Raw genomic sequence first — 24,256 nt, 5'->3', positions numbered from 1 at the left:
ACTGTCGCGGAGGCGCATTCTGCGGCGGCAGCCCTCAGGTTGCTGGAGGAGCAGCCGTTCGACCTCGTCATAACGGATCATGCTATGCCGAAGATGACGGGCCTGCAGCTATCGAATACGATCAAAGTCCAGTGGCCGAACGTACCCGTCATTATAGCAACGGGCTACGCCGAACTCCCGGGGACTCGCGACATCAAAATTCTCAGCAAGCCGTTTACTGAAGAAGAATTGGCGAACGCAATAGCAGCCGCTAATGTCGCGTAGGGTCGCCTTAGAGACCACCCCCTTTGAGTTCCTTGATGCGTCAAGCTGGGATAAGATCCTCCAATATTTTTCTCTGAGAGTACTTGCGAAGCGGCAACCTGCTCGGCGGTCAGAAGGGAGTTTTCTATGGAAAGTGTACGTTCAGGCAGCCGATTCGTGCGAGAGGACGACTTCGTTCTTCGAAAGATCGCTTTGGTCGCCTGCCCTACCAGCCTATGCCGCACTTTAGCTCCCGGATCTAACTTGCAAGGATTGGGAACCCGCGAGGCGTTGTTCTCGCAGTCGCGCAGTCAAGCAGGAGTGCGGACAGGCCTACCCAGCAGCTAAACAGAAAAGCGCCGGCGCTGGGTCTTCACCGGGGCTAAGGGCATGTACGAGCTACCCTGCATGTCCGAGTTTCAGCCTGCGCTAATATTGTAAATGAATGACTGTGCGCACCGACTTCTCCGGGTCGTTGCGTTTGGCGTCACTGTGGTTCCCGAAGGGCCGATATACTCCACCAGCGCGAGGCATGACCGCTCAGATTCTGTTGGTCGGCGCCAACGTTCGCGCACCTCTGCGCCGGCCGCCACGGCACTTTGAGGTGAAGTGCCGCTCACTGGAGCTAAAACCCAGCAATTGGCCGACAATCGCCGAATAGCCGATTGGTTGAAAACGTACAGCGAATCCGTTGGGGTTATGCTGGACAACAGGGTAAACAATTCCTTTCGCTGGAAGGGAGGCCGCGATGGTTCGAACGCATTTAGAAGTTGCACAAGGCGTAATCGCAACCGGCTATCTTGTTCGGCATAATTCCATGATCGGAACTGCCAAGTTTCGCCAAGACGTGGATCGTTCAAGGCGCGCAATCGAGACATCGCGCGAACTGCTCAAACGCCTTCGCCAACGTCACCACGATGACATGGCGCGAGGGTGGGAAGATCCGGGCGTGGCAAGCGTCGCCGTCTCAGCCTTTGACGCCGACATTCTCCGATCGGCATTCCGAGAGTTGGTCAGGCAAACGGGTGTGCCTGAGTATCAATGGCGTGATCTGGCCACGAGCCTGGTACATGAATTCACCGGGTGCGAGCAGATGGAAACCGGCCTGGTGGATTGGATCACCAGCAAGTAGCGCTACAAGGAAACCTTTTTGGGGGCTCGGAATTAGGGTCGCATGGCCCGCTTCTTCTTTGATTTAACCGACGATGGCGAAGTCTTTCCCGATCCTGAAGGAACCGAAATTGCGAGCCGGGAAGCCGCTGAAGATGAGGCAGCAAGAGCGTTGCTTGAAATAGCCAAAGACCGGATGCCGGACGGCACTTTCAGAGAGGTTGCCATCGATGTCCGCGATCACACCAGCAAGCTCCTATTCTCCGTGAAGGTCACGTTCGAGTTGGTGCGTGAGCCGCCCGACGGATGAGGACGCGGCCCTAGCTATTCATTATGGCTGCGCACCAACGCCAGCGGCATGCGGTCGCTGAGGCTGCCATCATTGCTTTCGAACTGCAAGACGCCTGAAAATGCGATTGGCGCCTTCTGCCGTCGAGGTAGAAATGACGTCGTCCGCCTGACGCTAATGTGACCTAATATCGTTGTTTGCCGCCGGCATTGAAGGATGTTTGAAGAATGACTCGTGTTGACCACCCTCGCTGTCTCTGTGGGGGATCATGGTTTCCGGCAAGTCGCCAACCCCGTACTGTGAGCCCCGGACTGAAATAAGGTCATGGTTGTCGGGGCGTGTGTTTTGTCACGGCCTTCGACGATGGATAATTTCTTCAATAAGTTTCGCGTCGGCTTCGTGTTCCGCGGCCCGCGTAGCCATTTGGCTGGCCAAGCTATGTCTTTCCCGAGCGGCTTCTCGTTGCGCCGTCCGTTTCGCCAACTCGGCCCGCTGCTGGTGCGCTCTTAGAAGGCTCCAAAGGGCCTGTTCCGCATCGTCCGCCTGGGCCTGCATCAAAACGTCCGCTCCGAATGCATGTCCAGTGTGACAACGGTAACGGGTAATCGGCCCGTCTTCGATCTCCCAAAGCGGTCCGTGACATTCGGGGCAGACAAATGTCGAGGGGATGCCAAGCTGGCGTTCTGTCTGTTCCATTGTGCTGTGCTCCTGAGCAGCAATCGCAGCCTCAAGGCGGATGACAGGCGGGATTTCTGGTGTCGGCCCTGCGAGTTCGGACGCAAGCCTGCGCAACAGGCCAGCCATTTCGGACAGGGCGACGCAATGGTCGACTTCCACATTCTGCAAGGCGCTCAGCGGCATATCGGGTACTGCAGCGTCGTCGGGATCTTGAACCACGCTGACCCCTCCGCAAATCTTGATGGCGCGCAAGCCGGCGGTTCCGTCGGAGAGGCTGCCCGTGAGCACGACACCAATCACGCTGCCGCCAAAGCTGCAGGCCGCTGATCGAAAAAGGGGATCGATGGCAGGGCGCGCCAAATTCTCCCGCGGCCCGCGCCGCAGCAGCATGTGATCATCATGTAAAAGCAGGTGAGCTCCGGGCGGTGCAACGAAGATGTGCCCGTTTTTAACCTTCGTGCCGCTGGCGGCATTCGCTACGGGCATGTTGGCAGCGCGACCGAGAATGTCGCCGAGGTAACTCGTGAGACCGACGTGCTGTACGATGAGGAGGGCCGCCGGAATGTCCGGCGAAATATCCCGGACAAGTCTCTTCAGCGCGTCGAGGCCCCCCGCCGAGGCTCCGATTGCGACAATGCACCGGTTCTCGCAACCGTAGGCACGGACCTTCTCCGACTGCCCCGCATGTTCCGACTCTGATCGTGGTGCGGCGGTGGCCATATGTGCTTCACCCACTCAGCAAATAGCGAGCACTCCGGCCAGTCCGCTGCTGCCAGTCGGATGCCCCTGCTTTCGTCGTTAGCTTCCTGACCCCGAACATAGTTGCCCGCAATGACGTCAGCTCCAAACTAACGCTTACGTGCGCGTTTGACAGCAGCCTCGGCCACGGCCGGGGCCTCCTGAATGCTTGCCGCGCCGCCAAAATCCGCGTTCTTGGTTCGGCCAGCTCCCGGACCGGCACCTAGATCAGCGCCCGTGATCGGATCGGACGCCGGATCAGAAAGAGTACGGTCGGCCATCTTGGCCACCACCTTCATGTCTCTGGCGCCCATTTTGACGGTTGCCAAGCCGTCTCCGCCGTCGACGGGCATCACCTCTTCAAGGTCATCGATCCGATCCCACTCTTCGCCGGAATTCCATGGACCATTGGTATCGCCGTCACCTTGAGAGGTGTTGACGTACATGCTGGCGTACCTCTCGATGCCCGGGAGCTTGCCTGACGGGAAATTGTTTTCGATGGCGTAGAGTGCTTTCTCAAACGACTTTTGATGAGCGATCTCGCGTGTCATCAGGAAGCCGAGCGCGTCCTTGATGCCCGGATCATCGGTGATGTTGATGAGGCGTTCGTAAACGATCTTGGCGCGCGCTTCAGCGGCGATGTTCGACCGCAAATCCACGGTAGGTTCACCGCGTGAGTCGACATAGGCCGCGGTCCAGGGAACGCCGGCTGAGTCGCACAGCGCGGGAGCACCGCCAAACAGGATGGATTCCTTGGCTGTCGTACCGCTGGCGCCGATCATCATATAAAGGTCCGCTTCTTTCATCTGGCCTTCGGCAAGTTGTGCCTTGAGCCCCTTGTTCAGCATGGTGACGATCGATCCCACCACCTCAAGGTGGCTGAGTTCTTCAGTGGCTATGTCGAGCAACATGTCGCGACGGCCAAGATCATCCTCGCCGAGGCCTTGCGTGAAATAGCGCATCGCCGCGGCAAGCTCCCCATCGGCGCCACCGAATTGTTCCATGATCATGCAGGCCAGGCGGGGATTAGGCTCCGAAACGCGGACGGTGTATTGCAGGCGCTTGTTGTGCATGAACATTGGCAATCCTCCAGGGGGTTGGGTTGCCCAACATCCGCCTGCGAGGATTGTTCCATATTGCATCGAGTGACGCAGTGGCCGATCCGCGAGGCCATGGCGCGCTAGGGGTGAAATTCGTGTCGGGACGCACATCAATGAGCGCCTCCAGATGGGAGAAAGACTGGTCGCGCACGTTTTCCTCCGGGTACTGGAACGAACATGTTGTCGGGACTAACCCACGATGAAAGCGGCGAAAAAACTGCTGAGGCTCTGCATTCGTCTGCAGGTCACAGCGATGGGATGACAGATCCCGAATGGCCACAGCAAAGTCCGGCGCCAGGCATCTCTTGCGAAGTTTTGCGATCTCGGAACAATCGCGCCAAACCACAGTTCGAGCCAGGCAGCGGAGCTGCAAGATTGGTGACCCGATCCCCGCGTGAGCCCTCCCACGGCGTAGGCGCTTGATCACCAGCAGGCGATATAATCGAGGCGATAGCATCGATGGGCAAGAAGGCCAAGCAGAACACCGCGTCTCGGACGGATCGCGAAAGGGCCATCGAAGCGAACTACTTTGCCCGAAAGTGCGGCCTCACCAAGGACGAGGCACTCAAGATTCTCAGGTCGCAGGATCGATGAAGAAGCGAAACGGCGGTCGGGCGGCCGGTAGGAGCAATCGTCGCTCGATCGTCGCAACCGATGGCGGCGCATGATCTAGTTCACCCCGACACACCTTTTAAACAATCCGCTTCAACCATCCGGGCATGCCGCGGGCCGGGTCCCGTTTAGACCGGCAGAGGCAGCCGAGCGACCATTGTGGCTTGCAATATGTGCCGAAAAGCGCGCGATCTGGTCTCACAGCAGCTTGCCCACAAAACGCTGAAGAGGTCGTTCCGGCGCCGCGGCCCCCGACCGCCGTCTTATCAACATTGATCGGCGAAAGCGTGACCAGCAATCGACTTCGATAGGCGAGAACGCCGGTTAAGGCGCGGCAGGCGGCTTGACAAGCGGCCGCGAGGCTAGCCAGGCGCAGAGGCGACATGGCGCCGGTTGTGCCGACCAGAACGGAGCGAGATCACGGTCCTTGCTCGTGTTCCCACCATGTCTTTGAGGGCGAGGAACAACCGATGGCCTTGGTTGTTAGAGCTGCATATGCCGCGAAGCATTGAACTCGAAGTGGGACATGGAGATGGCGACGAAGAAAAGCGCCCAGAGCAGCACAAAGGGCCTGGAAGATCTATTTTACGAAGCCTTGAAGGACATATACTACGCGGAGCGTAAGATCTTAAGTGCCCTCAAGAAAATGGCCAGGGGTGCCGAATCGCAAGAGTTGACCGCCGCGTTCGAGAAGCACCGCGACGAGACTGAGGGTCAGGTTGAGCGGCTGCAGCAGGTGTTCGAGATTTTCGGCAAGCGCGCGCAGGGCAAGACCTGTCCCGCGATCGACGGCATCATTGAGGAGGGCGGGGAGATACTGGAGGAGTTCCAAGCGGCGCCGGCCCTCGACGCCGGGCTTGTTGCCGCTGCCCAGGCCGTCGAGCATTATGAGATCGCCCGTTATAGGACATTGGTAACCTGGGCAAGGCTGCTCGGCTTGAATGACGCGGTTCCGCTGCTGCAGCAGACGCTCGACGAAGAGAAGGCAACGGACGAGGCGTTGACGCAGCTTGGAGAAACCAGCGTAAATGAAAGGGCGCTGCAAGATGCCGCCTAGATCTAGCTGAACGCGTTGGGCGGGAGGGAGATCGAGTCCATCGACACCGTCGATCAGGTTGGCTGGCGCTGCGTGCATGAGCAAATAGTGGATACGGTCGTTGCACCGAACCGTCCGAGGCGGTCATTCCTGCGCGAACAACTCGCCTTGCCCATGAATGGTTGCAGGAACATCCGTGGCAGCTTGGGATCAGCGCCCATGGTAGAAACCAAAGGAACAATCAACCCGAGCTTCCGCTCGATATCGTTGCTCGAAACTGTCGGAGCTCTGGCCGGACGCGCCAGCAGCGCCGCGACGCTCGCTTCCATCTGCCCTCGGCGAGGCGCGCGGAATCGCTCGATCGTGCGGCCCGATCGCAGCGACACCGCTGTTTCGTCCGGCTCCGCGTGCAGACAGGATGAGGCGCGACTGTCACTGCAGTTTTCAGGTGCCAGGTGAGGGTCCTCGTCACCGGCGCGTCGGGTCTGATCGGAGCTTCTCTTTGTGCGCGCCTGGCCGCCGATGGATATGAAATCGTTCGCGTGCTGCATCGTGCCGGCGCCGCTCCCTTCAGAGGCTTGCCGCCTGTCTTGTTCGACATGGCAAAGGCGCTGCAGACGCAGGACTGGAGCCCGCATCTGATAGGCATCGACGCGGTCGTCAACTGCGCCGGCGTGCTGCAGGACAGCGCGCAAGAAAGCACTGGCGGTGTGCATGCGGGTGGCGCATCGGCACTCTTTGCCGCCTGTGAGCAGGCGGGCGTGAGAAAAGTCATTCACTTCTCGGCAATCGGGGTCGATCGGCTGCAGCCGTCCGCCTTCTCGGCCACCAAGCTGGCTGGCGACCAGGCGTTGATGGCGCGCGATTTGGACTGGGTCATCCTGCGCCCGTCGGTCGTGCTGGGCCGGCCGGCGTTCGGCGCCAGTGCGCTGTTTCGCGGACTGGCCGCATTGCCACTGTTGCCGGTGATGCCCAGCACGGGTCGGCTTCAGGTCGTACAGTTGGATGACGTGATCGCCACTGTCCTGCATTTTCTCCGGCCCGATAGCGCATCGCACCTTGCGCTTGACCTTGCCGGACCTGAAGCGCTGCCGATGAGCAAGGTGGTCGGCCTCTACCGCCGCTGGCTCGGGTCGAGACCGGCTGGAGAGTTCACTCTGCCCGGTAGCGTCGCGGCCGGCCTGTACCGGGTCGGCGATGCGGCGGCTCTGCTCGGCTGGCGCCCGCCGATGCGCAGCAATGCGGCCAAGGAAATCGTGCGGGGCGCTGTCGGCGACCCGCAGGCGTGGATCACAGCGACAGGGATCCAACCATCCAGCCTCGAAGCGGCGCTAAAGCTCAATCCCGCGACGGTGCAGGAGCGATGGTTCGCCCGTCTCTATTTCGTCAAGCCGGCGATCTTTACTGTCCTGCCCTTCTTCTGGATCATGACCGGCATCATTTCCCTGACCACCGGCTGGCGCCGCGGGGTCGACTTGCTGGTCGGCACGGCCATCGGTCCGCTGGCGGAACCGGCGGTCATCGCCGGAGCGCTGGCCGACATGGCGGTCGGCGCGTTGATCGCCTGGCGACCGACCAGTCGGCTGGGGCTGTTCGGGGCGATTGCGGTGGCTCTTTTCTATGCGATCGCGGGGACCATGCTGCGACCAGAACTGTGGAACGAGCCGCTCGGCCCATTCCTGAAGATCCTGCCGATCCTGGTTCTGCATTTTGTCGCGCTGGCGGTCCTGGAGGAACGCTGATGACCTACTTCATGCTCAAGTTCCTGCATGTCGTCGGCGCGGCCGTGCTGCTGGGCACCGGCGCCGGCATCGCCTTCTTCATGCTGCTCGCCCACCGGACCGGAAATTCCGCGACCATCGCGGCGGTCGCACGCATCGTCGTGATCGCCGATTTCATCTTCACTGCAACCGCCGTCGTCGCCCAACCTGTCACCGGTGCATTCCTCGCCTGGCATTCCGGCTATCCGCTGACCGAGGGGTGGATTGTGCTTTCGATCCTGCTCTACCTCATCACCGGCCTGTTCTGGCTTCCAGTCGTGTGGATGCAGATCGAGATGCGCAATCTCGCTATGCAGGCCGCGGCAGAGAAGCAACCTCCACCACAGCGCTATGACACCTTGTTTCGGCTCTGGTTCGCCTTTGGCTTTCCTGCCTTCGCGGCAGTGCTCGCCATCTTCTGGCTGATGATTTCGCGACCTTCGATCGACTGGTTCGCCTTGTAGCACCGGACTTCGTCTCCCTCGTCACGGTCTGCAACATCGTTGCGCCCAACAAATGGCCGGCGATGGAGCCAGCCGCAGACTGCCTCGTTCCGTTCCTACATACCGGGTGGCTATGGTTGCACAGGTTCCCGGCCATCGCCGGAGCACCTCTGTGGCGGGAGGCTGACGGGACTTTGATTGCCGACGACACGTCTATCCACGTCGCCCGTGCACGGCTTCGAAATGCATCGTCGGCGACTTCGGTGGCAACTTGCGGCATTGCAGCCCGAGCTTGTCGTCACCGAGCACGGCGCTCCCGCATGCCGCGGGGCCTCGATCGTGTTGCCGAGCGGTTCGGCGAGGTCGCCGTCCGGCCGCAGTCGAGATAGCGCCGTTTGACCACCGTCGACGAAGGCCACATCTACCGGCAGGCCTGAGCAAATCAGCGACCGCGTTTCCCGCAGTCCTTTCGTTCGGCGATCTCTGCTGCGGATCCATCGCCGGCGTGACCCGTGCCTTCAGGAGGCAGTTCGGCCGCTTGGTGTCGGGCGCAATCGGAATCTTCTGTAGGCTCTCAGCCTGGGGGCAATGGGCGACGCCCGGCGTACCGGCTCGGCGCAAGTACCCTGCCCTGCCAATACGACAAGGCGCAGGCTGCCCTGATCGATGATGGTCAGCGCGCAGCTGGCGAGAGCGCGTCGCTGCTGCCACCTTCTTTTGGTGGACGAGGCATACAGGTGACCTTGTCGATCATTCCGAGCACCGCCTGCGGGTCACTGTGGTGGGCCATGTGCCCGGAATTCGGGATTATTTCCATCAGTGACCCTGAAATTTCGGCATGCAAGCGTTCCGCTTCACGCCGAGCGTCGAACAGCCTGTCCCCTGCTCCAGCCACGATTCCGGTCGGCACGTCGATGTCCCGATAGCTAGGTTTCGTAAACAGCGCCGCGCTGAGCATCAGGGCTGTCTCCACACAGACTGAGCGCAACTGAGAGGGGCGGCTGGCGACCTCCTTTGTGCTCACGGAAAAAACGTTCGAGATCGGCCCGGGCCGGAATATCTTTCGCATGGCCGACGGCCAGCCGAGCCTTACTGCGAGCGGCAGCAAGGTGTGAAGAAATGCCGAGCCCATCAGCGGTATGGCCGGTAGTGCTGCAAGAGCGAGATCCAGCCTCGGTGAGGGATAGTAATATCCAGAGACGAGGACCAGGCCGGCGACCGAGGGAGCGTGCCTGCGGGCCATCTCCAGCGCGATCCACGCGCCCCAGGAATGTCCGAGCACGAGGTACTTGTGAATGCCTATTTTGGCGGCGGCCTCGTGGAAGAGATCGGCCTGCTCGCACGCCGACCAGCGCTTTCGAGCCGGTCGCGAGCTTCCGCCGAAACCTGGCCGGTCGAAGGCGAGGACCCGATGGTTGGCACTCGCCAGGTCGAGCACGCCGCTGACCGCAAAATCCTCCGCAACCGAGCCATTGCCATGCAACAGGAGCAAAGGAGGCCCGCTGCCTTTCTCGATGATACTCAGGTCCACCCCATCGATCCTCAGAGTGCGTCCCCTCGAACGGGGAGCCAAGGCCTTCCTGGCGCGTGCGTTATTGTATGCCGCCAGCGACAGGGCGGCAGCCGCAAACAGTGTGGCGAGTTTTATCCGGTTTGAAAACATACTGACTCCTGCGCTGGGTCTGCACGGTGGCCCACCGTTGAGCGCGTCGCGGTTGTGCATCGGCATCGACGTCGCCAATTTCGGTCAGCCTGTCCCGCCGCATCTTTGCCATCAGGGTATCGAAGCCTCACGGAACCCCGACCGGGCGTCGCATCGCGAGATCGAAGGCATCGCCGGAGCTCAGCACGTGAACCCTCAGATCATGGATGGAAAGGGCGGCATCAGGTTCACCTTCCGCGATGTTGGAATGCGTGACGCCGGCTGCATCGACCAGATAGACAGCGCCGCTGCCGATGACCTTGAACATCTCGCCATTCACCACGATCGCCGTGTCTTCATCGATGCCGATGCCCAGGACCCGTGGGTTCTGCGACACCGCTCCGATGAGCCGCCCGATGCGGCCCCGCTCCGCAAAGTGCTGGTCGATGATGACATTCGGCAGCAGGCCCAACCCCGGCGCCATGCGAATATGGCCGATCCGAAAGGACGCAGCGTTCGGCCCCTTCACCATCATGGTATCGCTCATGACCGACGCGCCCGCGGAGGTGCCGGCAATTATGCCTCCGGCTTCATAAATTTCGTGCACCCGCTCGTCGATGGGGGTGTCGCCGATCTGGCTGGTGATGCGGAGCTGGTCACCACCGGAGAAGAACACAGCGCTCACGTTTGCGAGCGCGCTTATTTTTTTTTCATGCGCCGCCTCGAGACGGTCGTTGACGTAGAGCTCGACGACTTCCTTGATGCCCAACTCGCCGAAGGACTTCTGATACTTCTCGAGATAGCCATCCGGCTCATGCGAAGCGATGGTCGCAAGGACCAGGCGCCCGTTCGGAACCAGACTTGCGACCTCCTTCAATATGACGCGATCGCCGTCATGGTCCTCGTGGCCACCGATAATGACAAGCGTTCCGGCTTTGCCATTGGAGGGGCGCCTTTTCTTCCTGTCGGTCATCTGCCCTCGTCTCTCTTGCGCACGAAGACATGCGGATGGTTGTCCTCGCTGGTCATGAACGCGACTGCGAACTCCCGGCTGTTGTGCGCCCACCCGGACTTCCCGGTTGGGGTAAGCACGATGGCTCCCGCTTCACCGCCGATCGCCTCAACCTCCATGAGGGAGGGCTCCAGCACCTCCTCAATGCCCGCCATAGCTGCGTGTCCAGAGGAAAGTGCGCGCCGCGCGGAAAGCTCCTGCATGACGCGAGCGGCGAGAGCCTTTCGCGCGATATGCTCGCCGTCTCCCGAAAAGGCCACGGCGCCCAGCTGGTTGTCGGCGTAGTAGCCGCAACCGGGTTGCGGAGAATCGCCCACACGGCCCGGAGCGCTGCCGTCCAGTCCCCCGGTCGAAGTGCCCACGGCGAGATCCCCATACTGGTCAAGGGCAACGACGCCGATTGTATCCTTCGCCTCCGACTTGCTGGCCAAATCGCGTTGCTGCGGCGTGACCAAATCAGCCGGATCGCAAAGCTCCAGTTGTTTATCGGCCGCGAAACGCCTGGCGCCGTCCGACGCCAGCAGGATTGGCTCCTCATGCAGCATGGCCTTGGCGACACTGATGGGATGGCGCACGCCCTTGATCACAGCGACGGCGCCCACATTGAAGTCCCTGCCCTCCATGACGCCTGCGCACATTTCGACCTCGCCGTCCGAATTTAGGGCACTGCCATATCCTGCATTGAACGTCGGGTCCGTCTCGAGGACACGACCGGCGGCTTCTACCGCGTCGACTGCAGTTCCGCCGCCGGCCAGGACGGCGCGACCGGCCTCAAGCGCCTTGATGCACCCGTTGCGATGCGCCTCCTCCTCTTCTGGATCGATCTCCTTGGCGCCGCCGTGCAGGATGAGCGACCACATCAGCCAGCCCTCAGATGGCGAACACGGGTCTGATCGGGCCCTCGCCGAGAAGGTGCCGCGCCCTCAAACCCGGTCACGTGGCTCCAGACCGCCTCAACGTCGTCGACGGTGAGCACGACAAGGTCTTTCTCCCGAGCAAGCTGGAGACACACGTCGACGGCCTCTTTTTCGGGACAGACGGCTTGTATGCGCCCTGGAGCGCAGCCGGCGTTCAAGGCGCCTTCCCGCAGCAAGCCGGCGATCGTTCCGGGGGCTCGGCCGCGCAGTTCATGTTCATCCTCCTTGAAGACGATGACGTCGAATATTCGCGAAGCCACCGCGCCCATCTCGCGTATGTCGCAATCGCGGCGGTCGCCCGGTATTGCGACAAGGCCGATCGTGCGCTGATACCCGCGCTTCATATGGGAAACGAGCTTTCCCAGCGCCTTCAACCCGTCGGGATTGTGCGCGTAGTCAACGATCGTGCGGAAACCATGCCCGTCGAAGACGTTGAGGCGACCGGGAGAATGCTCGAACGAGGTGGTGAACTCGGCCAATGCAGCGCGGATAGTTGCCGCAGGTATGTCGTGGCAATGTGCCATCGCAACGGCCGCCAAGCTGTTGGCAACATTGAATTCAGCGGCCCCCTCGAAGGTCGCGGGAATTTCGTCGACGTCCATCAGGAACATCGACTCCCCATCCTCGTGGATGACGATGTCCCAACCGTCCCTGCTGCGCTCCCGCGTCACGGCGCGGCCGCCTTCCGCCACGTGGCTGCACAGGAAATCGGGCCAGTCGCTCCTGTTCACCAGCGAGAAGTAGCAGATCCTGCCCCCTGCTTCGCGCGACATCGCGGAGGTGTGAATGTCGTCGGCGTTGAGGATGCTCCACCCGCCGCGGCGGACAGACTCGACGACCACCGACTTCACTTCCGCCAGGTCGTCGATAGTGTCGATGCCTCTCAGCCCCAGATGATCGCCATGGACGTTCAGCACCGCGCCAATGTCGCATGCGTCGAATGCAAGGCCTTCGCGCAGGATGCCGCCGCGTGCACATTCCAGCACGGCGACATCGACACCTGGCTCGCGAAGCACGATCCTGGCGCTTTGCGGACCCGAGCAATCGCCTGTCATGATCCGCTCGCCGTTCAGGTAGACGCCGGTGGTCGAGGTGAGCCCGACCGTTGCACCATTCGCCTGAAGAATGTGCGAGAGCATTCTGGCGGTGGTCGACTTGCCGTTTGTCCCTGTGATCGCGAAGATTGGAATGCGGCCGTCCTTGCCACCCCTGAAGAGAAGATCGAGCACCGGCCGTGCGACATTGCGGGCGCGGCCTGAGGACGGTTCGAGATGCATGCGAAACCCGGGACCGGCATTCACCTCTATGATGCCGCCGCCGGTCTCGCTGACCGGCCGGGAAATGTCAGGGCAGACGAAGTCGATCCCCGCAATGTCGAGACCGACGATCTGTGCCGCCCGCCTGGCGATCAGCGCGTTTTCCGGATGGATTTCATCCGTCCGGTCAATTGCCGTCCCGCCGGTCGACAGATTAGCGGTGGGTCGCAGGAGCACCATTTGACCCGGCGCTGGAACGCTCGAAAGCGTGAGCTGCGACTTTGACAGGAAATGCTCGACACATTCGTCGATCTCGATGCGGGTCAGCACCGAAGAATGGCCCTCTCCCCGTCGCGGGTCGTGGTTCGTCTCCTCGACGAGTTCGGCGACAGAACTCCGGCCATCGCCGACGACATGTGCCGGGACCCTCTCGGCAAGCGCCACCACCTTTCCTCCGATCACCAGGATCCTGTGGTCCGAGCCGACGAAGTGCTGCTCGACGATAACGCTGCGACTGTGTTCTCGCGCCTGTTCGAAGCCCCAGCGGACTTCGTCCTCGGTTGCGAGGCCGATGTTGACGCCGTTTCCATGATTGCCGTCCAGTGGTTTGGTGACCACAGGGTACCCGAGCCGTGCCGCTGCCGCGACCGCGTCCTGCGCCGATCGCACCAGTTCCCCGCTGGGGACCGTTAGCCCGGCCTGCTGCAGCAGGAATTTTGTCAGGTCCTTGTCGGAGGCGATTTCGGTCGCGATCTCGGAAGTGAGGTCGGTGCAGCTGGCGCGGATTCGCTTCTGATGCTTGCCTTGGCCGAGCAGCACCAGGCTGCTGTCATCGAGCCGCGCCGCGGGAATCCCCCGTCTCCCGGCCTCGCGCACCAGAGAGGCGGTCGTGGGGCCCAAGGCACGCTCGGCGGCGCGAGCCTTGAGCTGCTGCAGCCTCACTGCGAAATCGAATGGCCCGTCCATTTCGGCAATCTCGTCGAGCCCCTCGAGGCCATGCAGATTGGCCGGCAGGAGACCATCCACCAACTCGAGCGCAACTCGTCCGGCGAGCAGCCCCACAACCTCATCATTGTAGGCGAACATGACGTTGTAAGTGCCCGGACTGCCTTTGACCGAACGTGTCTTTCCTCGTGTCACCCGGTGGCCCAGCATGTTCTGCAGTTCCAGGGCGACGTGCTCCACGACGTGGCCGAGCCAGGTTCCTTCCTGCATACGGCGGACGAACCCGCCGGCGACGCCATAGCTGCAGCCATGGGCCGCAAGGCCGGGCAACAGGCGAACGATGTCCTCGGTAAACCCGGGCAGCTTGTCTGTCGGGAACGCCTCAAGGGCCCCGAGGTCAATCTGGATCCGGACCATTGGACTCATGCTGTAGAGATGAGGTCCGCGGAACACGCGAGCGTCCACGACACGGATGCTGGTGCGAAAACGCGAGGCGTCTTGATGAATTTCGTTGCCCGACATAGCCCGTTCTCCTGACTAGCCCCGCAAACTTCTTGAGGATCGATACGTTCCCGACGATGAAACGCAAATATTTTTGCGCGATCGAGAAACAAAAAGCATGTTTAACATATGTTGGCCAAATAACAGATTCTGGTCATCTTACCTGCCGCAAGGGGCGGGCCAAGCATGCGCCTGCTTGTTCCTAAGCATAGCCCGGCAAGCCGCGGCCCATTGGAGGCGAGACCCGACCAGGGTGGGGACAGAGATCCCAGGTGCCGAGTGCCGGGTGGGCTTGTGGCGACCGCTTTGAGGGCAGCATCGAAGCATTTATATTTTCAACGCCGGACACCCACCGGGGAACATTTCCAAATGCACTGTGTTTGGCGCCACCCTTGCCCACCGGAACTAAAGCCATGCAGAGTCGGAAATTGGTGAAGGCCGCGCTGGTCAAAGAGATCGACGCCGTCCGCCTCAGCATCTCGCTCCTTGAAAAGGAGTTGTGGAAAGCTGGCAGACCCGGGAAGATTGGATGGCGTTCAGGATACGAGCTAACCGCCCAAAAAGCTCGCCTCGCCAAACTGGAGAACGTGCTTGCGCACTATCCGTCCGTGACGCGAGCCCGAGCATTGGACAGCAACAGCTTGAGTTACGGGCAACGGAACCAGGTGAGTTTGGGGAAGCAAGATGGCTGACCGACGCTCGATCAGAACTCCGCTAGCTCGAGTGCGCGGCCTTGGGTCGGCTAAACACGGAACCGAAACGTTCATGCTGGAACGACTGACATCTGCTGCACTGTTGATCCTCGTCATCTACATCGTCGCGGTCGTCATAAGGCTGAGCGGAGAGCCTCGAGATGTCGTCATCCGCGTAGTCGGATCGATCTATGTCGCACCCGCCCTCATCGCCTTCATTCTGGTGAACTGCGTCCACATGCGGCTGGGCATGCAATCGATCATCGAAGATTATTGCCACGCCACGGTGCTGAAATCTATCCTGCTGATCGCCAACTGGTTGTTTTGCTGGGCAGTAGCCCTCGCCAGCTTTTTCGCCGTGCTCGTGATCAGCTTCCGATAGGTCAATTCACGGCCAGCGCGGCGCGCGCCTTCCAACTCAGCGCCGATCCCGCCGCCGGTCGCGCTCGCCAGCCGGATTCATTTGATTTTCGGCAGCCTGTCCCATTGATGGAAAGGCGGTGGAGAGGTCAACTCCCATTCCAATGTGGTGGCTCCCGGCCCCCAGGGGTTCATGCCGGCGGCCCGTCGCCGGTGGAAAGCCTCCACGATGCCGGCAAGGAAAATCAGGACACTCGCGGCCGACAGATACGATCCAAAGGAGGAGACCATGTTCCAACCGGCAAAAGCGTCGGGATAGTCGATATAGCGACGTGGCATGCCGGCCATTCCGAGAAAGTGGTGGGGGAAGAAGCCGAGATTCACACCGACGAAGGTCGTCCAGAAATGGATTGCAGCCAAAAGCGGATTGTACAAATATCCAGTCATCTTCGGAAACCAGTAATACCAGCCCGCGAAGATGCCGAAGATCGCACCCAACGAGAGAATGTAGTGGAAGTGTGCGACGACATAGTAGGTGTCGTGCAATTGGCGGTCCAGGCTGGCATTTGCAAGCTGTACGCCGGTCACGCCTCCGACAGTGAACAGGAATATGAAGCCGAGCGCCCACAGCATCGGGGCGCGCAGGCTAAGGGAACCACCCCACATGGTCGCGATCCAGGAGAACACCTTGATCCCAGTCGGCACCGCGATCACCATCGTGGCGAAGGTGAAATAGCGCTGCGTGTCCAGCCCTATTCCGCTGGTGTACATATGGTGGGCCCAGACGACGAAGCCGATCGCTCCGATCGCGACGATCGCGTAGACCATCCCCAGATAGCCGAAGATCGGCTTTCGCGAAAATGTCGAGATCACCTGGCTGACGATGCCGAAGGCCGGCAAGATCATGATGTAGACTTCCGGATGGCCGAAAAACCAGAAGAGATGCTGGTACGGATAGGATCGCCGCCGCCGTCCGGCGCGAAGAATGTGGTGCCGAAATTTCTATCGGTCAGGAGCATTGTGATGGCCCCTGCCAGGACAGGCAGGGCCAGCAGCAGCAGAATCCGGTGATGAGGATCGACCACGAACAGAGGCATTTTATGCAACGTCATCCCTGGCGCGCGCATATTGAAGATCGTGGTGATGAAATTGATGGCGCCTAGTATCGAGGAGGCTCCCGCGATGTGCAGAGAAAGAATGACCAGATCGACGGCAGGACCGGGATGGCCGGACGTCGACAGGGGCGGGTAGAGGAACCAGCCGGTCCCGGGACCGTATCCGCCGGGGACGCTGGGCATGAAGATCGACAATAAAAGCAGCATCAATGCCGGCGGCAGCAGCCAGAACGAGATGTTATTCATGCGTGGGAACGCCATGTCCGGGGCGCCGATCATGATCGGAACCATCCAGTTGGCGAAACCACCGATCAGTGCGGGCATGACGGTGAAGAAGATCATGATCAGCGCGTGCGCCGTGGTGAACACGTTATAAAGTTGCTTGCCGGCATCTATGGCCGCGTCGCCTTGGTAGCCGTAGATCATCGATCCCAACCCGGGGAAAACCTGGATCCCGGGTTGCTGCAGTTCAATTCGCATGCCCACCGACAAGAGCATGCCGATGACCCCCGCGATGAAGGCGAAGATCAGGTAGAGGGTTCCGATATCCTTGTGGTTTGTCGAAAACAGCCAGCGGGTGATGCCCCGCGGCTTGTGGTCGTCGCGGCTGCTCGGAGCCGCCGCCGAATATTCACTCATGAATGTTCTCCGCTTCAGCCATCCCCCAACAGGGCATCCGAACCATGATGTAAGTTGATTATTCCTCCCCAGAACGCCCGACGCGAGGGAACATACGGCAGAAGCCAAGGTTCGGGTCGGGCGCGGCGTGCCCGCGGTTGAAGGGTCGACATCCATGCTGGCAATCATTGCTGGGACTTTGGTTCTGACGACAGTGGTCGGCGGGCTGATTACCGCCTTCTGGATCGAGGCCCGTCATGATCTCCACGACCCGACGCCGGACAGGGCGATGCACCTGGAGCTGCTAACCAGACTTGGCTCTCCGGTTTCGGCGGAGTCGTCCTGATATGGACACCATCACCGCGAAACTCGATCCGAGAACGAGAGTCGGCTGGCTTCTGCTCGGCTTCGCGCTGGGCGGTTTCTTCGACGGCATCGTCCTGCACCAGATTCTGCAATGGCATCATCTTCTCTCGGCCTCGCCGACCCGGCGGGTTCCGACCTGCGCTTCCAGATCATGGCCGACGGCCTCTTCCACTTGTTCATGTACGTGTTCGCCGTTGCCGGCACGGTGCTGCTGGTGGCGGCGAGGGCAGCAGGCAGGCGGGCCGTAACGACGACCGAGATCCTTCGGCTGGCCTTCATCGGGTTCGGCGTCTGGCATCTGGTGGACGCCATTGTGTTCCATTGGCTGCTCGGCCTGCATCGGATCAAGATGAACAGCGACATGCCGCTCGCCTGGGATATTTGGTGGCTGGTCATCTTCGGAATCGTGCCGCTGCTGTTGGTGCTGGTGCTGCCCAACCGCGGTGGACCGGCAGGTGCCTCGGCGGCTCTGACCAGCATCGTCCTGCTTGCAGGACTGGCTGCGGGTGCTGGCCCGCTCTTCAACGGTGCCGCCACTTCCGTCATCGTCTTTCGAGCTGGGATGCAACCGGCCGCGATGATGCAGGCGGTTCAAGCGGCCGACGCCGACCTCAAGTGGGTCGACGCCAGCGGCACCATCTGGGCGGTCGATCGGGTCTCATGGCGCGGGTTGATGACCCTGCACGCGCGCGGCGCCCTGGTCGTCGGCACAACGCCTGTCATTGCCGGATGCCTCGCCTGGACCGATGCCGCTGGTGCGAGCAGTCGTCCCATCCAGCAGTGAGGCATCCTAGCCCGCTTCCGAAAGATGGCGGGCTTTTTGTCGGCCGGTTGCCACGCCTGGCCGACGGCAAAGAGTGGCACATTGCGGATTGGCAAAGGGTAAGATCGATGAAGAACAGCTATCAGAAGCCGGCATTCACGAAACGTGAGCGGCTGTCGTCGGTGACGGCTTCGCCCAACTCATCCGGGGTCTCCGGGATTATCGATTAATCAAGAGAATTGCAGCTTTGGAAGGCCCGCTGCTCAAAGGTGGCGGGCTTTTTGTGCATTAGTGGAACCTGATATGTCGAGGCAGGTTGGAAACGGCGGCAGCGTCCCCCGCTGCCGGGCCTGGGTCCCAAGCCTTGGCCGGGTCCGCCTCTGCCCGCCAGCAGGGGCGGACCCACTGCAACATGGCTCCGAAAATGAAGTTTGGATTGCGCTCGGTTTCCCTGGCCGAGCATAACACCGGAAGGCCCGTTACTGCTCCCTCAGTGGCGGGTTTTTCAATGGCAGGTTGGCCGGTGAAGCATCACGTCGCGGTTCTCAGGACCCGTAACGCTACCCTGAATTGCTGGATTCGTTGCCCTTGGCATCGCAGACCTTGCATATCAGATCGAGACGGGAGCCAGCACCAGAACGGGCCAACTCTGCCAGAATCTCGGTCAGTACTGCGGTGTCGGAAAGGTCCAGACATAGCGAGCCATACCTGGCGGCGGTACCTGCTGGGCACGGCTTTCCGCAGATGGTCTGATGAACCAGACCTTGAGCGCATCATTGTGAGCCACGGCGATGTCATCACGGCAACTGCGCGATGCTCAAGCAGATCGCGAGATTTCGGGCATAGCGGAAAATCTCCGGATGGTGGCGCCGCAGCCAAGCCGCGTTATCTGTTATAAGTCATCAACTGACTGAAAGCGTGGGCAGCCATGTGCAACGACTATGAGCAGCATATCGCCTGGGCCGAATATTGCAGGATGATGCAATTGCTGGCGCTCGACATTCCCACTTATCAAACCGAACTGGATCTGCCGCAGGCGGATGACATCCGCATCAGTGATCTCGCCCCGATCATGCGCGCCGCCGGCGACACGAGCGAACTCACGCGCATGACCTTTGCCTTTCCGCCCTCAGGGCCCAAAGGCGGGCCGATCTTCAACTTCCGCTCGGAAGGACGGAACTTCTCCAACAGCAAGCGCTGCCTTATTCCGGCGTCGGCTTTCTTCGAATTCACGGGAAAGAAGTCTCCAAAGGCTAAGCATCGCTTCACGCTCAACGGCGCCTCGTTCATGGCGATCGCCGGCCTGTGGCGCGATGGCGAAGGCAACAAGCCCCCGACATTCGCTATGCTGACGACGGAACCCGGCCTGGACGTGGCGCCCATCCACAATCGCCAGATTGTGGTTCTGCGCCCGGATAATTGGGCGGCATGGATCCACCTCACGAAACCCGAGGTGGAGCTGTTGAAGGCCCTGCCGGCCGGGTCGCTGGCGGTAGAAACCGTGCGACAAGGAAGCGACTAGCTCAGATGCCGGTGCGTTTTGCGCAAACACGAAAGATTCTTGGCGGCTTGGCTGCGGCAATTGTGGCCCCTCGAGATCGCGGCTCTCGCCAAAGCGTCAGCACCTCGTTGTCACTGATTACCGAGTGGCCCCTTCCGCCATCAGCGACGCTTGGGTCGTCGGTGCGCACGAAAGGTATCGAGCGTGAAATACGTGCCCGCCTGCCTTGGGCGGTGAGGAAGTACGTCAAAGCCGAGACTGGTCGCATGACATTGCGGATGCGCGAAGACGATGCCGAAGAGTTCGAGGCCGCCTCGAACAAGATCGCCAAGACACTGGAAACTATCGCAGTACTCCCGGTCCTGCCGCGCGAGGCCGAAGACATCCTTGCGATCTCTTCGCGTGAGCGTCACAAGTGGCTGAAAGACGGACGGCTGCAAAGCATTGGGACCCGCACCGTGAAGATGCGCGGTCGATCCAAGGCCGTCACCTTCCACGTGTTCGATCCCAGGCACATCGAGGACATCCTTGATCGTGATCTGCCAAGCCTTTGGCGTGAAGAGGACGCGCAGCAAGTTACAGAGAACAGGCGACGTGGCGCCGGCAAGGCTGCCCTGACGCGGGCGGGAAAGGGTAGCGAGAAGGTTCGCGGTGCCGGGAATGACCCCAGAGATGACGCTCCCCGGCCCAAGTTGAAGGGCTGGAACGCGTTCGACGACGAGGGCCTGCTCCGTTAAATCCGTCTAGCCATTCGCGTCCAGAATGAGCCCTGAGCGAAAGCTAACCGGGAGCCGAAACCATCTGCGGTCGCGATTGGCACGTCCCGAACCAATCCATGCTCAAGGAGTTCTTCAAACCGACAACCGCCCATTTTTGAGGATGGCAGATGTTCGACAACTTCGTGCTTGAAATGTTGGAAACCGAGGGCGAGCCGATAAGGCTTCGGCATGGCGGATCTGGGCCGCCTCTGCTTCTGATCCATGGCCATCCTCGCACGCATATGACTTGGGGCCAGGTCGCGGACTTGCTGTCAGCAAGCTTGGGCCACCATAGTTTCTTCGTCGCCGGGCAATGATCGTGGAAGTCTGGTCGCTTTCAGAATGGCGATGGACCATCCCAACCTGGTGCGAAACTGATTGCCGTGGATGGATTGCCAGTTATCGAGCATCTGGAACGGGCCGACTGGAACTTTGCCCGCGATTGGTACCACTGGTTCTTCTTTGCTCAACCCGAGAAGCCGGAACGGGCCATCCTTGCAGACCCGATGGCATGGTACAGCGCCTTGCGGCCAGATGAGATGGGACACGATGCCTATGACGAATTGGTTTCATTCATCCACGATCCCGCCATCGTCCATGGCATGGTCGAAGACTGCCGCGCAGGTATCAGGATCGACCATCGCCACGACCGCGAAGACCGAGATGACGGCAGGAAGGTGCACTGTCCGATGCTCTGCCTTTGGTCGCTCGACGACGACTTGGAGCAGATCTATGGCGATCCGGTTGCCATCTGGAAGCACCGGGCCGACGACGTGGGGGGCTACGGAATCAAGAGCGGGCACCATGTCGCCGAAGAAAATCCCACCGCTCTCGCAGCAGCGTTCAAGGCCTTTCTCTGAAAAATGACAGAAGCACCGATTGAGCGATCGCTTATGCGTATCGACGAACCCAGCCATTGTTCGGCAGACTCGTTCTTGCACCGCCCTATTTGAAATCCCGCGTCTTCACCTTGATCTGGTCGATGTGCAGATAGGGATCGATGATGTTCCTCGGCCCCGGTCCTTTCGGCATGCCGCGCGGGTCTGGCGTTGGGCTGCCGTGATGGAACTCATCGCCGCGCCCATGCGGCAAAGGGAACGCAGCATCTCGATCGCCAACGCTGGCCAGATCGGCGGAAAGATCGCTCAAACGATGAGCGACAAGATGAACCACCTCGCCCTCCCGCTGAATGCGCCCATAGACGCCGATCATGCCGGCGCCGAGCACGACCCTGCGATATTTTCGAAGACCTTGACCCACACCACTAGATTGGCGATGCCGGTCTCATCCTCGATCGTAATGAACATGACGCCCTTGGCCGAGCCAGGTCGTTGGCGGACCAGCACGAGGCCTGCTGCCTCCCGCCATTGGCCGTCGCGCGCCTGCATGGCCTCACGACACGAGACGATGCGCTTGCGCCCAGGTCGGCGCGCAGGAACGAAACAGGATGGTCGCGCAGGGTCAGTCCAACATGCCCGTAGTCCTCGACCACTTCGCCCGCCGGCGGTCATCGCACGCAGCGCGACAACGGGCTCCTGGATCTCCGATACCGTCCGCTGCTCGCTGCCGGAGGCCGCCGCAAACAGTGGCAGCGGCTCGTCGCGCAGTGCCGCTGCGATCGATCACGACTGCTCACGCTGCATGCCGGCGGTAGCAAAAGACGCGCCCAATAGTCGGCCCCTGCGATGTAGCGCTCTCCCCCTAACATCGTTCCCGGATTTGGGAAGGCTGGCTAAGTCTTGGTCAAATTCGACAGGACAGCCCTCAATCTGGAGTGCCAGTTTGCCGTCCAACGCGACCGAAGTTCTTCGCCCGCTGGTTCGCACCGGATCGCGACGCGTGGCGTTCGTCACCGCTCTTGCCCTCAACCCTCCGTTATCCTGGCCAGCGCCACAACCTAGTTGCCGCCGCTTAGCTATCGCTCAAACGAGGTTGTCGTGTTGCCGTCGGGGTGCGGAAAATCATGGCTGTTTCCTATAGAAGGAATCGCTTGCCACGGTGGTGCAGGAAGTCGGCGATGTGAAGAATAGAGGCGCATCGGCATTTTAAGGTGGATTAGGTCCTGACCGACAAATGGTGCTACATGGGCGATGAAGAATGCCCGCCCAGCGTACGTTGTCTACGCACCACCGCTGATCGGCCTTCCGTTCCTGGCTGTGATACTGGCTCTGGTGGGACGACCATCGCAACGCCCTTTGACAACGCAGATGGAGCGGCCCCCACAACAAGGTGATGGCGGTTACAGGTGCGCTACGGCAAAGCGGACTTGATAATCACAAATAGGAGAACCCGTCCATGAAACTGCTACGCATCACACCGATTGTCATTCTTGCCTGTGCCTTTGCCCTTGCGGCCTGCGCCAACACCGTCCGAGGCGTCGGCCGGGACGTCAAGGCAACGGCCAACGCAGTCGACGACACGGTCAACAAACCATGATGCAGAGGACCGTCACGGTTACCGAGAAGACAACGGGCCGCGTGATCGGAGCGCTGCCGATCGATCTTGCGCAGCAGGATCACGAGGCCTCCGATGATCAGTATTTCACCAAGGCGTTCGAAGCCGCCATGGACAGTGGCCTCATTCGCGAGGACGACAAGCATGCGGTTGAATTCCGGCTTGAATAAAGTCGACGACGCAACGGCTTTCTGTCGCGTATCCGCGCATTGTGGTTTGCATGGTTTTGCACCTCAGCCATCCAGCAGGGGTGAATCAACACACCGTCCAGTCCAACTATCCCTAGGACAGCCCGCTGCGGCTATGAATGGGAGCGGCCGGTTTGGCCCGGAGGTGAAGCAGCAGCCGCTGCTCAAAGCCACTCAGTAGAGCAAATCGGCGTATTGGTAGGCGAACACCCTCCGTGCTCGCATCGGTCACCTCAAGAAAGTAGTTTCCGGATCGGTGTAGCGTCACGGGCATTTTCGTTGCCTGTGCGGCGGCGCAATAGGATGTCGGGGCCTCAGCTCGGTATTCCGCTATCACCTGGCCCGCTGTATTCTCGGATTTGATACCCCACGGTCAGCCCCAGGGTCCGACTCATCCATTAGAGATATCTAACATTTCCCTTTTGGCGAGGCTGGGTGTACTTTAGGTACCGCTGGGTGATCCTAGCGACCCACTGCCCGCTGCCGAGAGGTGGCGGGCCTTTTTGTTTATGTGTGGAACGCCGAAATCCAATGGGAGTTGGAATGCTGTCACCGTCCTTCCGTGGAGGCGATGATGGCCATGGACGTACAGCCGTGGTCGGCCCGCTCTCTGCTTCCTCACTGGGCGGGCCATCTCGCGGGTCGCTCACCGGCAATGACCTGGTGCACCATGCCGTCGACCTCAATACGCAAGTTCGAATACGACCCGGAAACCAGGGTTCTCTCAGTGTGGTTTGTAGCGAGTGGCAGGCAGTACGACTTTCTGGATGTACCGCCGGAGATCGTCGCCGATTTCAAATCTGCCTTTGCCAAGGGCCGCTATTTCAATGATCGGATCCGCAACCAGTTCGCGTTCCGGCCCGTGGCAAGCTCCGGTTCCAGCGGTTCATGCTGAGGCAGATTGTGCCAAGCGACCTGGCGGAAATCGCGCATGTCGAACTGCTGGCCGCAGACCGGACAGGTCATGAAATTATCGCGCTCGTCGGCAGGCTCGCCGCCGTGCTGCGTGCCGGGAATCGGCGGTCCAAGGTCGGATAGCTTCGTCATAACCATCAAACATTCAATTCGTCTAAAATGTTCCGGAACCATTTTAGCGAGCGCTAATTGAATCGCACTATGCGAGTCAGCGCATGCGTCTGAAGTTCATCAAGCCCATGGA

Annotated in this window: 22 protein-coding genes and 4 pseudogenes; 17 read left to right on the top strand and 9 right to left on the bottom strand. The window is 60.6% G+C overall.

Annotated elements, in window-relative coordinates; genetic code table 11:
• From EN943_RS17945 to EN943_RS17935, 3 genes are all read left to right on the top strand, one after another.
• Positions 1–264: response regulator (locus tag EN943_RS17945; RefSeq protein WP_127413923.1), on the top strand; the 264-nt coding region annotated here is incomplete at its 5' end.
• Between the two features lie 727 nt (positions 265–991).
• On the top strand, positions 992–1,375 hold the full coding sequence (locus tag EN943_RS17940) for a hypothetical protein (protein WP_063170813.1): 384 nt from the start codon (positions 992–994) through the stop codon (positions 1,373–1,375).
• A gap of 42 nt (positions 1,376–1,417) precedes the next feature.
• Positions 1,418–1,663 carry a hypothetical protein gene (locus EN943_RS17935; protein WP_063170814.1) on the top strand — a complete coding sequence of 82 codons (246 nt, stop codon included), beginning with the start codon at positions 1,418–1,420 and terminating at the stop codon, positions 1,661–1,663.
• A gap of 327 nt (positions 1,664–1,990) precedes the next feature.
• Here EN943_RS17935 and EN943_RS17930 read toward each other — a convergent pair whose 3' ends face one another.
• Positions 1,991–3,040, bottom strand: coding sequence for a chemotaxis protein CheB (locus EN943_RS17930; protein WP_063170815.1), 1,050 nt, complete (start codon positions 3,038–3,040; stop codon positions 1,991–1,993).
• 128 nt (positions 3,041–3,168) lie between these two features.
• On the bottom strand, positions 3,169–4,137 hold the full coding sequence (locus tag EN943_RS17925; protein ID WP_024505775.1) for a manganese catalase family protein: 969 nt from the start codon (positions 4,135–4,137) through the stop codon (positions 3,169–3,171).
• Positions 4,138–4,617: 480 nt separating this feature from the next.
• Here EN943_RS17925 and EN943_RS38820 point away from each other — a divergent pair, with 480 nt between their 5' ends.
• Positions 4,618–4,752 carry a hypothetical protein gene (locus tag EN943_RS38820; protein WP_013525051.1) on the top strand — a complete coding sequence of 45 codons (135 nt, stop codon included), beginning with the start codon at positions 4,618–4,620 and terminating at the stop codon, positions 4,750–4,752.
• 550 nt (positions 4,753–5,302) lie between these two features.
• Positions 5,303–5,827: a ferritin-like domain-containing protein gene (locus EN943_RS17915; protein WP_127413921.1), complete on the top strand. Its 525-nt coding sequence runs from the start codon at positions 5,303–5,305 to the stop codon at positions 5,825–5,827.
• 53 nt (positions 5,828–5,880) lie between these two features.
• Here EN943_RS17915 and EN943_RS37670 read toward each other — a convergent pair whose 3' ends face one another.
• Positions 5,881–6,357 (bottom strand): hypothetical protein, encoded by a 477-nt coding sequence (locus tag EN943_RS37670; protein WP_164778240.1) that lies wholly within the window; start codon positions 6,355–6,357, stop codon positions 5,881–5,883.
• Here EN943_RS37670 and EN943_RS17905 point away from each other — a divergent pair.
• Entirely contained in the window at positions 6,262–7,548 is a 1,287-nt protein-coding gene (locus tag EN943_RS17905) for an SDR family oxidoreductase (protein ID WP_127413917.1), read from the top strand. The genes EN943_RS37670 and EN943_RS17905 overlap by 96 nt on opposite strands.
• Positions 7,548–8,030 (top strand): DUF2269 family protein, encoded by a 483-nt coding sequence (locus EN943_RS17900; protein ID WP_027163563.1) that lies wholly within the window; start codon positions 7,548–7,550, stop codon positions 8,028–8,030. Before EN943_RS17905 ends, EN943_RS17900 begins: the two co-directional genes overlap by 1 nt.
• A 652-nt stretch (positions 8,031–8,682) precedes the next feature.
• Here EN943_RS17900 and EN943_RS17895 read toward each other — a convergent pair.
• From EN943_RS17895 to cphA, 4 genes are all read right to left on the bottom strand, one after another.
• Positions 8,683–9,540: an alpha/beta hydrolase gene (locus EN943_RS17895; protein WP_224673125.1), complete on the bottom strand. Its 858-nt coding sequence runs from the start codon at positions 9,538–9,540 to the stop codon at positions 8,683–8,685.
• Between the two features lie 259 nt (positions 9,541–9,799).
• Positions 9,800–10,624 (bottom strand): cyanophycinase, encoded by an 825-nt coding sequence (locus EN943_RS17890; RefSeq protein ID WP_013525046.1) that lies wholly within the window; start codon positions 10,622–10,624, stop codon positions 9,800–9,802.
• Complete coding sequence (locus tag EN943_RS17885; protein WP_127413915.1) at positions 10,621–11,523, bottom strand: isoaspartyl peptidase/L-asparaginase family protein; 903 nt, start codon at positions 11,521–11,523, stop codon at positions 10,621–10,623. Before EN943_RS17885 ends, EN943_RS17890 begins: the two co-directional genes overlap by 4 nt.
• Positions 11,523–14,303, bottom strand: a complete 2,781-nt coding sequence (gene cphA / locus EN943_RS17880) for a cyanophycin synthetase (protein WP_281060851.1) — start codon at positions 14,301–14,303, stop codon at positions 11,523–11,525. The genes EN943_RS17885 and cphA overlap by 1 nt, the downstream gene beginning before the upstream one ends.
• Positions 14,304–14,966: 663 nt before the next feature.
• On the opposite strand from cphA, the gene sdhD reads away from it, so the two are divergent.
• Positions 14,967–15,356 carry a succinate dehydrogenase, hydrophobic membrane anchor protein gene (sdhD, locus tag EN943_RS17870; RefSeq protein ID WP_127413913.1) on the top strand — a complete coding sequence of 130 codons (390 nt, stop codon included), beginning with the start codon at positions 14,967–14,969 and terminating at the stop codon, positions 15,354–15,356.
• Between the two features lie 77 nt (positions 15,357–15,433).
• Here the strand turns inward: sdhD and ctaD are convergent.
• Positions 15,434–17,088: pseudogene (gene ctaD, locus EN943_RS17865) on the bottom strand (cytochrome c oxidase subunit I).
• Between the two features lie 154 nt (positions 17,089–17,242).
• Here ctaD and EN943_RS17860 point away from each other — a divergent pair.
• The 6 genes and pseudogenes from EN943_RS17860 (at position 17,243) to EN943_RS17835 (ending at position 21,315) form a co-directional block, all read left to right on the top strand.
• Positions 17,243–17,413, top strand: a complete 171-nt coding sequence (locus EN943_RS17860; RefSeq protein WP_013525040.1) for a hypothetical protein — start codon at positions 17,243–17,245, stop codon at positions 17,411–17,413.
• A 1-nt stretch (position 17,414) separates the two neighbouring features.
• Positions 17,415–17,513: pseudogene (locus EN943_RS38380) on the top strand (DUF2243 domain-containing protein); the annotation flags it as partial.
• Positions 17,514–17,524: 11 nt separating this feature from the next.
• Positions 17,525–18,217 (top strand): DUF2243 domain-containing protein, encoded by a 693-nt coding sequence (locus EN943_RS17855; protein WP_245475889.1) that lies wholly within the window; start codon positions 17,525–17,527, stop codon positions 18,215–18,217.
• 907 nt (positions 18,218–19,124) lie between these two features.
• Complete coding sequence (locus EN943_RS17845; RefSeq protein WP_127413910.1) at positions 19,125–19,718, top strand: SOS response-associated peptidase family protein; 594 nt, start codon at positions 19,125–19,127, stop codon at positions 19,716–19,718.
• A 5-nt stretch (positions 19,719–19,723) separates the two neighbouring features.
• The gene (locus tag EN943_RS17840; protein ID WP_245475888.1) at positions 19,724–20,434 is read left to right on the top strand and encodes a hypothetical protein; all 711 of its coding nucleotides are present in this window, start codon (positions 19,724–19,726) and stop codon (positions 20,432–20,434) included.
• Positions 20,435–20,583: 149 nt separating this feature from the next.
• Positions 20,584–21,315: pseudogene (locus EN943_RS17835) on the top strand (alpha/beta hydrolase).
• A gap of 85 nt (positions 21,316–21,400) precedes the next feature.
• Here EN943_RS17835 and EN943_RS38375 read toward each other — a convergent pair.
• Positions 21,401–22,065: pseudogene (locus EN943_RS38375) on the bottom strand (OB-fold nucleic acid binding domain-containing protein); the annotation flags it as partial.
• 685 nt (positions 22,066–22,750) lie between these two features.
• Here EN943_RS38375 and EN943_RS17825 point away from each other — a divergent pair.
• The 3 genes from EN943_RS17825 (at position 22,751) to EN943_RS17815 (ending at position 23,992) form a co-directional block, all read left to right on the top strand.
• Positions 22,751–22,891, top strand: a complete 141-nt coding sequence (locus tag EN943_RS17825; RefSeq protein WP_032809501.1) for an entericidin A/B family lipoprotein — start codon at positions 22,751–22,753, stop codon at positions 22,889–22,891.
• Complete coding sequence (locus tag EN943_RS17820) at positions 22,888–23,079, top strand: hypothetical protein (protein WP_127413908.1); 192 nt, start codon at positions 22,888–22,890, stop codon at positions 23,077–23,079. Before EN943_RS17825 ends, EN943_RS17820 begins: the two co-directional genes overlap by 4 nt.
• 592 nt (positions 23,080–23,671) lie before the next feature.
• Entirely contained in the window at positions 23,672–23,992 is a 321-nt protein-coding gene (locus tag EN943_RS17815; RefSeq protein WP_127413906.1) for a KTSC domain-containing protein, read from the top strand.
• Positions 23,993–24,256 lie beyond the last annotated feature (264 nt).

The organism is Mesorhizobium sp. M7A.F.Ca.US.006.01.1.1 (genome assembly GCF_003997935.1).
In the GTDB taxonomy this organism is placed as follows: Bacteria; Pseudomonadota; Alphaproteobacteria; order Rhizobiales; family Rhizobiaceae; genus Mesorhizobium.
The sequence above is the reverse complement of the archived record's forward strand: the minus strand, read 5'-3'. Positions and strand labels throughout refer to the sequence as shown.

Excerpts from the sequence above, each read along its gene's own strand:
- EN943_RS17815 (WP_127413906.1), top strand. The coding sequence starts at position 23,672 with ATGGCCATGGACGTACAGCCGTGGTCGGCCCGCTCTCTGCTTCCTCAC.
- EN943_RS17935 (WP_063170814.1), top strand. The coding sequence starts at position 1,418 with ATGGCCCGCTTCTTCTTTGATTTAACCGACGATGGCGAAGTCTTTCCC.
- EN943_RS37670 (WP_164778240.1), bottom strand. The coding sequence starts at position 6,357 with ATGCAGCACGCGAACGATTTCATATCCATCGGCGGCCAGGCGCGCACA.
- EN943_RS17915 (WP_127413921.1), top strand. The coding sequence starts at position 5,303 with ATGGCGACGAAGAAAAGCGCCCAGAGCAGCACAAAGGGCCTGGAAGAT.
- EN943_RS17930 (WP_063170815.1), bottom strand. The coding sequence starts at position 3,040 with ATGGCCACCGCCGCACCACGATCAGAGTCGGAACATGCGGGGCAGTCG.
- EN943_RS17820 (WP_127413908.1), top strand. The coding sequence starts at position 22,888 with ATGATGCAGAGGACCGTCACGGTTACCGAGAAGACAACGGGCCGCGTG.
- cphA (WP_281060851.1), bottom strand. The coding sequence starts at position 14,303 with ATGTCGGGCAACGAAATTCATCAAGACGCCTCGCGTTTTCGCACCAGC.
- EN943_RS17845 (WP_127413910.1), top strand. The coding sequence starts at position 19,125 with ATGTGCAACGACTATGAGCAGCATATCGCCTGGGCCGAATATTGCAGG.
- EN943_RS17925 (WP_024505775.1), bottom strand. The coding sequence starts at position 4,137 with ATGTTCATGCACAACAAGCGCCTGCAATACACCGTCCGCGTTTCGGAG.
- EN943_RS17840 (WP_245475888.1), top strand. The coding sequence starts at position 19,724 with ATGCCGGTGCGTTTTGCGCAAACACGAAAGATTCTTGGCGGCTTGGCT.
- EN943_RS17855 (WP_245475889.1), top strand. The coding sequence starts at position 17,525 with ATGGCATCATCTTCTCTCGGCCTCGCCGACCCGGCGGGTTCCGACCTG.
- EN943_RS17885 (WP_127413915.1), bottom strand. The coding sequence starts at position 11,523 with ATGTGGTCGCTCATCCTGCACGGCGGCGCCAAGGAGATCGATCCAGAA.
- sdhD (WP_127413913.1), top strand. The coding sequence starts at position 14,967 with ATGGCTGACCGACGCTCGATCAGAACTCCGCTAGCTCGAGTGCGCGGC.
- EN943_RS38820 (WP_013525051.1), top strand. The coding sequence starts at position 4,618 with ATGGGCAAGAAGGCCAAGCAGAACACCGCGTCTCGGACGGATCGCGAA.
- EN943_RS17900 (WP_027163563.1), top strand. The coding sequence starts at position 7,548 with ATGACCTACTTCATGCTCAAGTTCCTGCATGTCGTCGGCGCGGCCGTG.
- EN943_RS17860 (WP_013525040.1), top strand. The coding sequence starts at position 17,243 with ATGCTGGCAATCATTGCTGGGACTTTGGTTCTGACGACAGTGGTCGGC.
- EN943_RS17825 (WP_032809501.1), top strand. The coding sequence starts at position 22,751 with ATGAAACTGCTACGCATCACACCGATTGTCATTCTTGCCTGTGCCTTT.
- EN943_RS17890 (WP_013525046.1), bottom strand. The coding sequence starts at position 10,624 with ATGACCGACAGGAAGAAAAGGCGCCCCTCCAATGGCAAAGCCGGAACG.
- EN943_RS17940 (WP_063170813.1), top strand. The coding sequence starts at position 992 with ATGGTTCGAACGCATTTAGAAGTTGCACAAGGCGTAATCGCAACCGGC.